General features: G+C 65.0%; 10 protein-coding genes. 5 read left to right on the top strand and 5 right to left on the bottom strand.

What is annotated here, in order from left to right:
* The 4 genes from VGH68_RS17165 to VGH68_RS17150 form a co-directional block, all read left to right on the top strand.
* The coding region (locus VGH68_RS17165; RefSeq protein WP_331604856.1) for a circularly permuted type 2 ATP-grasp protein at positions 1 to 1,353 on the top strand (1,353 nt) is incomplete at its 5' end.
* Between the two features lie 146 nt (positions 1,354 to 1,499).
* Positions 1,500 to 2,450 (top strand): alpha-E domain-containing protein, encoded by a 951-nt coding sequence (locus tag VGH68_RS17160; protein WP_331604855.1) that lies wholly within the window; start codon positions 1,500 to 1,502, stop codon positions 2,448 to 2,450.
* A 12-nt stretch (positions 2,451 to 2,462) separates the two neighbouring features.
* The gene (locus tag VGH68_RS17155; protein WP_331604854.1) at positions 2,463 to 3,263 is read left to right on the top strand and encodes a transglutaminase family protein; all 801 of its coding nucleotides are present in this window, start codon (positions 2,463 to 2,465) and stop codon (positions 3,261 to 3,263) included.
* A 213-nt stretch (positions 3,264 to 3,476) separates the two neighbouring features.
* Positions 3,477 to 4,349 carry a proteasome-type protease gene (locus VGH68_RS17150; RefSeq protein ID WP_331604853.1) on the top strand — a complete coding sequence of 291 codons (873 nt, stop codon included), beginning with the start codon at positions 3,477 to 3,479 and terminating at the stop codon, positions 4,347 to 4,349.
* A 113-nt stretch (positions 4,350 to 4,462) separates the two neighbouring features.
* Here VGH68_RS17150 and VGH68_RS17145 read toward each other — a convergent pair whose 3' ends face one another.
* Both VGH68_RS17145 and VGH68_RS17140 read right to left on the bottom strand, forming a co-directional pair.
* Positions 4,463 to 5,647 carry a porin gene (locus VGH68_RS17145; RefSeq protein WP_331604852.1) on the bottom strand — a complete coding sequence of 395 codons (1,185 nt, stop codon included), beginning with the start codon at positions 5,645 to 5,647 and terminating at the stop codon, positions 4,463 to 4,465.
* 466 nt (positions 5,648 to 6,113) lie between these two features.
* Positions 6,114 to 7,382 (bottom strand): YihY/virulence factor BrkB family protein, encoded by a 1,269-nt coding sequence (locus VGH68_RS17140; RefSeq protein WP_331604851.1) that lies wholly within the window; start codon positions 7,380 to 7,382, stop codon positions 6,114 to 6,116.
* A 293-nt stretch (positions 7,383 to 7,675) separates the two neighbouring features.
* On the opposite strand from VGH68_RS17140, the gene VGH68_RS17135 reads away from it, so the two are divergent.
* Complete coding sequence (locus tag VGH68_RS17135) at positions 7,676 to 8,215, top strand: YbaK/EbsC family protein (protein ID WP_331604850.1); 540 nt, start codon at positions 7,676 to 7,678, stop codon at positions 8,213 to 8,215.
* Between the two features lie 55 nt (positions 8,216 to 8,270).
* Here VGH68_RS17135 and VGH68_RS17130 read toward each other — a convergent pair whose 3' ends face one another.
* The 3 genes from VGH68_RS17130 to VGH68_RS17120 all read right to left on the bottom strand — a co-directional run.
* Positions 8,271 to 9,758, bottom strand: a complete 1,488-nt coding sequence (locus tag VGH68_RS17130; RefSeq protein WP_331604849.1) for a SulP family inorganic anion transporter — start codon at positions 9,756 to 9,758, stop codon at positions 8,271 to 8,273.
* 171 nt (positions 9,759 to 9,929) lie between these two features.
* Complete coding sequence (locus VGH68_RS17125) at positions 9,930 to 10,520, bottom strand: BPSL1445 family SYLF domain-containing lipoprotein (RefSeq protein WP_331604848.1); 591 nt, start codon at positions 10,518 to 10,520, stop codon at positions 9,930 to 9,932.
* A gap of 304 nt (positions 10,521 to 10,824) precedes the next feature.
* Positions 10,825 to 12,147, bottom strand: a 1,323-nt coding sequence (locus VGH68_RS17120) for an FAD-binding oxidoreductase (RefSeq protein ID WP_331604847.1), incomplete at its 5' end; no start/stop codon positions are given.

The following is a 12,147-nucleotide window of genomic DNA, read 5'->3' as shown; positions in this document are numbered from 1 at the left end:
CGCTTTGAGCGATGGTTGGACCGTCAGGGCAATGAAGCGATCGCACGCAAGCGTGCGGAAGCTGATCTGCTGTTCCGGCGCGTCGGCATCACCTTCGCGGTGAACGGCGACCTGTCCGGCACCGAGCGGCTGATTCCCTTCGATCTGATTCCGCGCATCATTCCACGCGGCGAATGGTCCACGCTGGAAGCTGGTTTACGCCAGCGCGTGCAGGCGCTCAATCTGTTTATCCACGACGTTTATCACGACCGCAACATCGTGCGCGCGGGCATCATGCCGGCCGAGCAGGTCTACACCAATGCGCAGTATCGTCCTGAGATGCAGGGCGTCGACGTACCGCTCGGTGTTTACGCGCATATTGCCGGCGTCGACGTGGTGCGCGCGGGCGATGCCGGTGAGTTTTACGTGCTCGAAGACAACCTGCGGGTGCCGTCGGGCGTGTCGTACATGCTTGAAAACCGCAAGATGATGATGCGGCTTTTCCCCGAGCTGTTCGTGCAGAACCGTATCGCGCCGGTCGCGCATTACCCCGATCTGTTGCTCGATACGCTGCGCTCGATCGCGCCCGAAGGCGTCGACGATCCGCTCGTCGTCGTGCTCACGCCCGGCATGTACAACTCCGCGTATTTCGAGCATACGTTTCTCGCGCAGCAGATGGGCGTCGAACTCGTCGAAGGCAAAGATCTGTTCGTCGACGACAACCATGTGTTCATGCGCACCACCCAGGGGCCGAGGCGCGTCGACGTGATCTACCGGCGCGTCGATGACGATTTTCTCGATCCGCTTGCGTTTCGCGCGGACTCGGCGCTCGGCGTGCCGGGACTGTTGACCGCCTATCGCGCCGGCCGCGTTTCGCTCGCGAACGCGATGGGCACGGGTATCGCCGACGACAAATCGATCTACCCGTACGTGCCGAAAATGATCGAGTTCTACCTTGGCGAAAAGCCGATTCTGAACAACGTGCCCACTTACCAGTGCCGCAAGCCGGACGATCTCATGTACACGCTCGCGCATTTGCCGGAACTGGTCGTCAAGGAAGTGCACGGCGCGGGCGGCTACGGGATGCTGGTCGGCCCGGCCTCGACGAGGGCCGAAATCGATGCGTTCCGGGAGCGTCTGATTGCGCGTCCGGCCGGCTATATCGCGCAGCCCACGCTCGCGCTGTCCGCGTGTCCGACTTTCGTCGAAGCCGGCATCGCGCCGCGCCATATCGATCTGCGGCCGTTCGTGCTGTCCGGCAAGACCACCACGATGGTGGCGGGCGGCCTCACGCGGGTCGCGCTGCAACAGGGCTCGCTGGTCGTCAATTCTTCGCAGGGAGGCGGTACCAAGGATACGTGGATGGTCGACTGACACGCTTGCCGCCGCGGCAAGGCGCCGCGCTCGCAACCCAAGCGCGTCGAGCGGCACTCCTACCGCCAGCGTTCACGGACAACCAGCGCTGGCCTTCCGTTCTCACGAAGGCCACGCGTAATCAGCTCTCAACAGGGAACGCCTTCATGCTTAGCCGAACCGCCGATCACCTCTTCTGGATGGCCCGCTACATGGAGCGCGCGGAAAATACCGCGCGCATGCTCGACATCAATCTGAAGGCGCAACTGCTGCCGCAGACCCCTGAACAGGAGGCGCGCGCGCAGCGTTCGGTGCTGCGCATCTCCGAACTCGAAGACGCGTTCGACCAGCGCTACGACGAGCCGACGCACGATCACCTGCTCGATTTCATGGTCGCCGACGCAAGCAATCCGTCGAGCATTCATTCGTGCTTGCACGCCGCGCGCGAAAACGCCCGCGCGGTGCGCGGCACGCTGACGACCGAGTGGTGGGAAACCATCAACGACACCTGGCTCGAATTCAACGAGCGGTTGTCGAGCGGGCAGGCCGCGGGCAATCCGGGTGCGCTGTTCGAGTGGGTCAAGTTCCGCTCGCATCTGTCGCGCGGCGTGACGATCGGCACCGCGCTGCAGGACGACGCGTTCTTTTTCACGCAACTCGGCACGTATCTGGAGCGGGCCGATAACACCGCGCGCATTCTCGATGTGCGTTTTGCAAAGGTCGAGCCGAATTCGCGCGACGCCGCTCGCCAGCTCGAAGACTTCTATTACTGGACGTCAATTCTGAGCTCGGTGTCGGCGCTGGAAATCTATCGCAAGGTGTATCGTGACACGGTGACGCCCGCGCGCGTGGTCGAGCTGATGATCCTGAACCAGCAGATGCCGCGGTCGCTACTCGCGTCGCTCGACGGTGTCTGCACCAATCTCGCGATGCTGCGCACGTCGGGCTCGAACCAGTGCGAGCGGTTCGCCGGCAAGCTGCGCGCCGAGCTGCTGTATGCCGACATCCGGCAGATTTTCGAAACCGGCTTGCACGCGTATCTGACCCAGTTCCTTGCGAGTGTGTTTAACTTGGGCAACCTGGTTGCGCGGACCTATCTGATGCTGCCAGTGGCCTGACGGAGTATTGCCATGTATCTGACGATCCGCCACGACACGTCTTATCGCTATGCAGCGACGGTTCACTATTCGATCCAGCAGTTGCGCCTGACGCCCGCGAGCGGCGCCGCGCAGACGGTGCGGCGCTGGAGCATCGACGCGCCCGACAAGCTCGACGCGACCCACGACGCGTACGGCAACGTGCTGCACACGCTCGTCATCAACAAGCCGCATAACCAGATCCAGCTGCTCGTGACGGGCGAGGTGGACACGCTGCCGCTCGTCAACGGCGTGCTGCGCGATCCCGCCGGCCCGATTCCGCTCGAGCATTTCACCTGCCCGACGCGCCTGACCGAGGCCGACGCGGGGATCCGCGAACTGGCCGCGACGGTGCCCGATCTCGCGAGCCAGGCGAGCCTGCTCGCGCTGTGCGAGCAGATTCTGCAGCGCGTGCAGTACCGGCCCGGCGTCACGGCGGTTACCAGCACGGCCGCCGAGGCGCTCGCGCTAGGCAACGGCGTGTGCCAGGACCATGCGCACCTGATGCTCGCGTGCTGCCGCGCGCGCGGCGTGCCGGCGCGTTACGTGAGCGGCTATATCGAGCCGGGCGACGTGCCGCATGCAGCGAGCCATGCATGGGTCGACGTATGGCTCGAAGGCACCGGATGGATTTCCGTCGACGTCACGCATGCGGCGTTTGCCAGCGAGATCTACTGCCGGCTTGCGGTTGCGCGCGATTATGAAGCCGCGGCGCCGGTGCGCGGCCGGCGCATCGGCGGGCTCAAGGAGGAACTCGACGTGGCGGTGACGGTTGGCACGAAGATGCCGCAATAACGGCAGCTTCGTTTATCGCGCCGGTTCACTGGCCACCGGCCATGGCCCGGCGTGAGTCGCGTGCCGTCCGCACGATCGTCCTGCCCGTGCGCCGGGCTTCCTATTCGTGTCAACGGTTCAGGATCAGCCGGCCAACGCACCGTAAATACGGACAAAAGACGCATCTGCGCCGGATTACAATAGCGCCGTTCACTTGTTTTCCGCGGATTCCCCATGACCTACTGCGTGGCGATGGCTGTCAACGACGGTCTCGTCTTCCTGTCCGACACGCGTACCAACGCGGGCGTCGATCACATCAGCACCGCGCGCAAGATGGCGGTGTTCGAGCAACCCGGCGAACGTCTGCTCGTGCTGCTGGCCGCCGGCAATCTGTCGCTGACGCAGGCGGTGTTGCACGAGCTCTCCGAGCCCGCCGATGCCGCGCAGCAGACGCTGTGGAACGCGCCGACGGTGGCGGATGCGGCGCGCGCGGTCGGCAACGCGGTGCGTCGCGTGCACCGGCGCGAAGTGGAGGCGTTGCAGAACTTCGGCGTCGATTTCAATTGCAGCTTTGTTCTCGGCGGGCAGATTGCGGGCAGCCGGATGCGCCTGTTCATGATTTATGCGGCCGGCAATTTCGTCGAGGCGTCGGCGGTGAATCCGTATTTCCAGATCGGCGAGGCGAAGTACGGCAAGCCGATCATCGATCGGGTGCTGACACCGTCCACCGCGCTCGACGAAGCCGCGAAGTGCGCGCTGATCTCGATGGACTCGACGCTGCGTTCGAATCTGTCGGTGGGCCTGCCGCTCGATCTGCTCGTCTATGAGAAGGATGTGCTGCGGGTCACGCGCTTCGTGTCGATCGACCGCGACAGTGCTTACTTCGACATGATTCACCGCACGTGGGGTGAGCGTCTGCGCCAGGTGTTCGCGGAGATTCCCGATCCGGACTGGCGCGATTCGGCGGCCACCCAGCCGTTGCTGCCGGAGCAGGCGCCGGTGCGGTATCACGCGCCGGTCGGCGCCGATGGTATCGAGCACGAGAGCGACGTGAAGCCCGCACAGACGCTCGCGCAGGCCGACAAGAGCAAAGCGCAGCGGCGCTAGCGGCTTCGGGCGCCTGAGCCTGCTGTTCCCGTGGGACGAAAAAAAACCAGCCATCGGCATCGCCTCTGGCTGGTTTTCGTCTACGCGGCTCGCGAGCCGCGTATCAAGCCCACTTAGAACTTGTGGCGGATACCGACGCTGACCATGACCTGGTTCGACGTGCTCGACTGGTTGCCGTACGAACCGATCGAAGCCGTTGCCCCTACGAGGCCGCCGGTGGTCGGATCGCGTTGATCGCCGCTCGCGTGCTGCCATGCGCCGACTGCGTACAGGTCCGTGCGCTTGGACAGCGAGTAGTCCGCGCCCAGCGAAACCTGGTTGTACGTAGCCGTTGCGTCGCCCGTGCCGCGCGTGTACGCGTAGCCCACACCCAACAGCGCTGCCGGCGTAAGCTGGTAGCCGAGGTAAGCGCGGCCGACGTTGAACTTCTGCGTCGTCAGGAAGCCCGAATTCGCGTCCGGCTTGTATTGCGCGTTGCTGTAGCTCAGGTTCGCGGTGAACGGACCCGTCACGTACTGAACGGCAGCCGAAGCGATGCCGATTGCCTTCGAGAATGCGTAAGCGCTGTTGATGCCAGCGTTAGCCGGGAACGACGAATCGAACGTGCCGCCTGCCGTGCCAGCCCAGCCGCCTGCTGCCGTACGCGCAGCCAGCGTGTTGGCGTTGCTTGCATGCAGGTAGCCAGCAGCGACGCTGAACGGGCCCGTTGCATACGTTGCCGCGCCCGACCACGTCTGGCCCGAACCGGTGGCGCCCGCGACGCCGCCCAGTGCGTACATACCTTCGACCTGGAAGCCCGCCCACACCGGCGACACATACTTGACTGCGCTGTTCACGCGGAAGCTGTTGTCGTTGTTGTCGACGTCACCCGGCGTGGCGAACGTGCTGCCGAAGTAGTTGTCGCCCGTCAGCGGCTGGATCATGTCGACCAGCGGGTCGTACTGACGGCCCAAGGTCAGCGTGCCCCACGCGTTGCCGGCCAGACCGACGTAAGCCTGACGACCGAACATCAGGCCGCCTTGGCCGAGCTTGCCGTTGTTCACGTCAAAGCCGTTTTCCAACTGGAAGATCGCCTTCAGGCCACCGCCGAGGTCTTCCGTGCCCTTCAAGCCGAAACGGCTGCCTTGCAGGTTGCCTGAGTACAACTGCACGAGGCTGCCGCCGTGCGGCGTAGCGTTGTTGACATACTGGACCGATTCATCGATCAAGCCATAGAGGGTCACGCTGCTTTGCGCGTGAGCCATGCCGGTGACGCCGAGCAGCGCGAGCGAAAGGGTAGACAGTGCGATTCGTTTCATCTATTTCTCCACGCAGATGATGTTTTCATTGTTGCGGAAGGCAGAATAGCTCACTGTCCGAATTGACAAGAACAGGAAAAAAAAGACTGTCGCCAAAAACTGACAAACGGCGAAAGCCTTGCGCATCAGGCCCACCCGAGATTGTTGCCATTTCTGCAATGTTTATTGGCCCGCGACGCATTATTGTTGTTTGGTCGATAGTGGCCCAATGGCTAACTGCAGTTTTTGCATCATTTCCAATAGGCGACTTAATCCAGTCGTCTAATCAAACGCTGGATTTTGCTGAAACGCGGAAGATTTCCAGTAGCGACACTGGACAGAACCGGCGCGTTGTGCGCGGGCGCAACCCGCGGGCGCCTGCCGGTGTCACTGAACGGTAGCCACGAAGGGTTCGCGTCGATCGCGAAGCGGCTGCGTGGGATGCGGGGCCAGCGCCGTACGCGTCGCGTGCTTTGCGTTGCCGGCCTTAGCGTTTCTGCGCGCCGTGGCGCGCCACCGCCGCTGCGGCTAGTCCGGCGGCCGCGGCGAGCAGTACCGACGTCCACGGATTGCGCCGAACGTAGCGGTCGGCGGCCACCGCGCGGCGGCGCGCTTCGACGAGCGTGGTGGCCGCCATCCGCGTGGCCTGCGCTTCCGCTTTGATGATTTTGCGGCCGATCTCGACAGCGCTCGCGTGCGTTGCAGGTCCGCTGCGCGCGCGCGCCTGCAATGCCGTGGAACGTGTCGCGCCTACCGCGGTGGAAGCAGCGTGCGCGAGCTGCACGGTTTCGCGCGCCGCTTCCGTGCCGACCGTCGATGCGGCCAGCACCGATGCGAGCATCGCGCGGCTGCCCGGCGGCGCGTCGCTCTGTACGCCCCAACTGCCGCGCGGATCGTGCAGCCGGCCACGCGCGGCAGCGAACTCCGCGCCGAGCAGCAGCACCGCCGCCGAGAAGTACAGCCACATCAGCAACACCGCAAGCGAGCCGGCCGCGCCGAACGAGCTGGCCATCCCCGCATGCGCGAGATAGAGCGCGAACAGCTTCTTGCCAGCGGTAAACAGCACGGCCGCGGCGATGCCGCCCACCAGCGCGTCGCGCCACCGCACTCTCGCGTCGGGCAGAAACTTGAGCAGCCCGGCGAAGGCGAACGCCAGCACGAGCAGCCCGACGCCGAGTTGCAGCAGATTGCCGATCACGACATACGGTGAATCGCCCCACAGCCAGTTGCCGATGAAGACGATCACGGTATCGAGCACGAGCGACACGATCAGCAGGAATGCGACGCCGAGCACGAGTCCGAACGAGATCAACCGCACTCGCACCAGCGCGAGCACGCTCGACGTGCGCGGTCCGCTGTTGGGCCACACTATATTGAGTGCGCTGTTGAGCGACGAGAAGGTGGCCGACGCGCCGATCACGAGCAGCGAAAACGAGATGATCGCCGCAACGCCGCCTTTGCTGCCCGCGTGATGCGCGTTCTCGACGATCGTCTGGACGCCCGCGGCCGCCTGGTCGCCGAGCAGTCCATTGATGTGGCCGTACAGTTCACCGCGTGCGGCTGCCGGGCCGAAGAACCAGCCGGCCACCGCGATCACCATCACGAGTGTCGGCGCGAGCGAGAACGCCGCATAGAACGCGATGCTCGCGGCCAGCGCCGGACATCGGTTCTCCGAGAACTGCCGGAGCGCGCCGATGGCCCAATTCGCCTGCTGACGGGCCGCTTGGTGAAGGTTCTCGGAGGAGAGGGAGTCCATGTCCGTGGTCGTCGTTCGCCAGAGTGCGGCGCCCCGGTGCTTGCGGGAGCCTTTCGTGTTGGTGCGGTGCGCAAGTGTCGTGCCCGTCACTATACAAGCTACCGCCGCGGTGTCGGCCCTCAGCGGCGCTGCGGCGTTGCGGCGCGAACGGGCGCGCGCGTTGGCCCGCTGCCTGAGCGCTGCCGCTGGTTCAAGCTTCGTACACATTGACGGATTGCCCATTCGCGCGTCACCTGCTGACGGTGGCGGGTGCCGTTAGAATGCAGCCGGTTCCTCTCTCATTCCTGCCTATCATGCATTCGCACGAATTCACACAGCAACTGGATGTCATCGCTATCGAACAATGGAGCGCGCATCTGCCCGCGCACGTGATCGACGAATTGCCGGCGCAACGCGTGACGGTATTCGCGGTGAGCGACGACGCGTCGGACACCGCCGCGTTCAGCGAGCGCTATGGTTTCGGTCTCGAAGACTGCGCGAACACGATCGTGGTCCGTTACAAGAAAGACGGCGGCGAGCACTACGCGGCGCTCGTGTCGCTGGGTTCGCGGCGTCTCGACATCAACGGCGCGGTCAAGGCCGCGCTTGGCGCGCAGCGGCTGTCGTTCGCGAGGCGCGAGGCGGCGGTCGAGCATAGTCGGATGGAATTCGGCGGCATTACCGCGTTCGGCCTGCCGGCCGACTGGCGCATCCTCGTCGATGCCGCGGTGATGGAGCGCGCGCAGATCGTGATGGGCGCGGGCGTGCGCGCCGCCAAGCTGCTGCTGTCGCCGGACGTGCTGCGGCATTGGCCGCGTTGCGAGGTTGCGCCGATGACGTTGCCGGCGGAGTGACGCGCGCGGCGGGCGCGGCAAGCTCAGCCAAGGTCCGCGGAAGGCCCCCGCAACGTCACGCCAGGCCAATCCCCGCGCGGCTCAGCAACTGCCGGTTGCGCTCCGACAGATTCTTCATCCGCAGTTGCTTACCGGCCTTGCGATAACGCTCGGCCAGTCCTTGCAGCGCGGCGAGCGCCGAATGATCGGCAAGCAGCAGATGACTGCAATCGACGGTCACGCTCGCCGGATCTCGCGCCGGGTCGAACAGCTCGTGAAAACGCGTAGTGGACGCGAAAAACAGCGTGCCGCGCGGCACATATGTCTTATGCTCGTCGCGATCTTCGGCGTGCGCATGAATTTCGCGCGCATGCTGCCACGCGAAATTGAGCGCGGCGATCACGATCCCGCACATTACCGCGATCGCGAGATCGGCGAACACGGTGATCACGGTGACCGCGACGATCACCAGCGCGTCGTTGCGCGGCACCTTGCCTAGCACACGCAGCGATCCCCATGCGAAGGTCTGCTGCGCGACCACGAACATCACGCCGACCAGCGCCGCGAGCGGAATCCGCTCGATCAGTGGCGACAGGAACAGGATGTACAGCAGAATCATCGCGCCGCTGACGACGCCCGACAGCCGCGAGCGTCCCCCCGAGTTCAGGTTGATCATGGTCTGACCGATCATCGCGCAACCGCCCATGCCGCCGAATAATCCCGACGCGATATTGGCCGCGCCGAGCGCGATGCATTCGCGATTCGGCTGACCGCGCGTTTCGGTGATCTCGTCGGTCAGGTTGAACGTGAGCAGCGTTTCGAGCAGACCGACGATCGCGATCAGCACCGCGTACGGCAGGATGATGCGTAGCGTGTCGAGAGTCAGCGGTACGTCCGGCAGATGCAGCGACGGCAGATTGCCGGCGATATGCGCCATGTCGCCGAGCGTGCGCGTCGGCAGATGCAGCAATTGCGTAAAAAGCCCGACGCCGACGATCGCGACCAGCGCGGGCGGCGCCGAGCGCGTGAGCCGCGGCAGCAGATAGACGATCGCCATCGTCAGCGCGACGAGCGCGCCCATGCTCGCGAGCGCGCCGCGGTGCAGCCATTGTGTGCCGTGCGGCGTGACTTCCTTGAAGTGCGCGAATTGCGCGGTCGCGATCACGATCGCGAGTCCGTTGACGAAGCCGAGCATCACCGGGTGCGGGACCATGCGGATCAGCTTGCCGAGCCGCAGCGCGCCGAACAGCACCATCAGCAGGCCACTGAGTATCACCGTCGCGAGCAGATACTGCGCGCCGTGCTCGGCCACCAGCGCGACGATCACGACGGCCATCGAGCCGGCGGCGCCGGAAATCATCCCGGGCCGTCCGCCGAACAGCGCTGTGATGATGCAGATAAAGAACGCGCCGTACAGGCCCATCAGCGGATTCAGATGCGCGACGAGCGCGAACGCGATGCACTCGGGCACCAGCGCGAACGACGAGGTGAGGCCGGCGAGCGCGTTGCGGCGGATGTCAACAAGCCGCGCGGGCCAACCGTGAGCGGGACTAGCGGTGTTCATGTTCTACGAGGTGGGCGCGCAACAGCGCGGTGCTGGCAGCGTGCGTGAGCCGGATGGCGGCGCACGCGGCTGCGCGAAGGAGGCCTGCGCTGAACGCGGGGCCGTGGCGAAAGGCGTGGATTCTACCGTAGTGCGATGAAGGGCGCCGGGCGGCGCCCTCAGGTGATGCGCTCAGATAATCAGCCGCGAGACCTTCGTGCCTTCGAGCGAAACGCCCGCCATCAAGCCGCCGTTGGTCAGCACGAACGCCTGTACCGGGCTGGTCGCGGTCGATGTATCGACCGCGCCGTTCGCGCCGACCTTCAGCACCGCGACCGTTGCATTGGCGCCGACCGCCCAGCCCTGGCTGCGCAGGAATTCGTCGAGCGCCTCCTGCGTCATGAACAGGAACACGAGCGCCTTCGATTGCGCGCCGATCTGCAAACCGAACGAGCCCGCGACGGTGCTGTAGTAACCGGCCGTGCGGCCGCCGATGCGCAACGCGCCTTCTCCATACTGTCCGCCAACCCAGAAACCGGCCGAGATCACTGACGGAAACACCAACACGCCGCGCGCTTTGCCGACCAGTTCGCGCGCACCGGCGACGTTTTCGTAAAGCCGCTCAAGCGTCGAGTCGACCCCCGCGTTGATCGTGTCGCGTTTGCTGGCATTGTCCGAGGATGCGTTACTCGAGGACAGCGAAGTCGTCGTGCAACCGGTGAGGCTCAGGCCTGCGACGGCCACTGCAGCGCTGCCGGTCATGATGAACTGTCGTCTGCGCATGACTGTTTTCCTTTGCGTTTCTTACGCGTGTTGTACGTTATTTGGAAAGCGCGGCGATGCGGCCCGCCTGGGTTTGTGCGCTTTATACGCGGGAGGTTCCGCGCGCGTGCGGTCGTTGCATTCGAACAGTGTGCCGGGACGGCGGTCTGCCGGGGCGATGACAGGCGGCCGGGCGGATAGCGGGAAGCAGATGGCGTGCCCAATCGCCGCCCCGCCGTGGACGACGGGCGGTGCGGGCGGGGCGGGCAGCAATGTCGAGGATGTTCAGAGCCGATGCGCGGCGAAGCGCATCGGCTTCCTGCGGCTACAGCGTCGGACGAATGTTCTGGTTATTGCGGAACAGATTGTTCGGGTCGTAGCGATTCTTGATGGCCACCAGTCGCTCGTAGTTCGCTCCGTACGCCTGCTCGATGCGGCCGGCTTCCTCCTGCGTCATGAAGTTCACGTACACGCTGCCGAGCGCGAACGGCTTCGCCGCGTCGAAGAACGCACGAGACCAGGCGATACAGCGATCGTCGTCGCGCGCATCGTCCCAGCGGCCGTGCACGTTCATCGCATAGAACGTGTCGCGCGCCGGGTAGGCGGTTGCGTCGGCCGCCACGCGTTGCGTCTGTGCGCCGATCTGCCCGAAGAAGATCTCGCATTGCGGCGACGGCAGCGTGTCGATTGCCTGAATCAGCGCGTCGATCAGGCCGTCGTCGATGCCGGCAAGATTGTGCGACTTCCAGTAATTGCGCGCGCCCGGCGTGAGCAGCGGATCGAATGCCTGTTGCCACATTTCGTACGGCATCGGCCCGAGATGTTCGCCAAGCGGCGTGCCGAAGCGTCGCACGCTTTCGACCGCGGCCGGCCCGTTTTCGGCAGGCCCGGTGTAGCACATCGCGAACACGAGTACCGGCTTGCCATGCACGTCGGGCGGCAGGAACGGCAGCGGCGGCGCGAGCCGCGCGACCGCCCATACCGCCAGCTCTTCGGGCATCGCGGGCGCCGCCGCGCGGTATTGGACGAGCGCGTCTCTCGCCTGCGCGAACGGCAGCACGACGAGACCACCGTAGACCAATGGCCCGACTTCGTGCAGCGCGTATTCGAATTGCGTGACGACGCCGAAATTGCCGCCGCCGCCGCGGATCGCCCAGAACAGGTCTTCGTTCGACGTGGCGCTCGCACGGCGCAATTCGCCGTCAGCGGTGACGATGTCGGCGGCGACCAGATTGTCGATCGTCATCCCATAGCGGCGGCTGAGCCAGCCGAAGCCGCCGCCGAGCGTCAGGCCCGCGATACCGGTCGTCGAGTTGATGCCGAGCGGCGTCGCCAGTCCGAACGCCTGTGCTTCGTGATCGAAGTCGTGCAGCGTCGCGCCGGGTTCGACGTATGCGCGCCGAGCAGCCGGATCGATGCGCACTGATTTCATCGACGTCAGATCGAGCACGACACCGTCGTCGCACAGCGCGCTGCCACCGATGTTGTGGCCGCCGCCGCGAATCGCGAGCGGCAGGCCATTGTCGCGCGCGAAGCCGATGCCCTGGCGTATGTCCGCGACACCGGCGCAACGCAGAATCATGGCTGGATAGCGATCGATCATCGCATTCCAGATGCTGCGCGCTTCGTCGAAACCGGGAGAGTCGGC

Source organism: Paraburkholderia sp. (genome assembly GCF_036488505.1).
Taxonomy (GTDB): domain Bacteria; phylum Pseudomonadota; class Gammaproteobacteria; order Burkholderiales; family Burkholderiaceae; genus Paraburkholderia.
The sequence above is the reverse complement of the archived record's forward strand: the minus strand, read 5'-3'. Positions and strand labels throughout refer to the sequence as shown.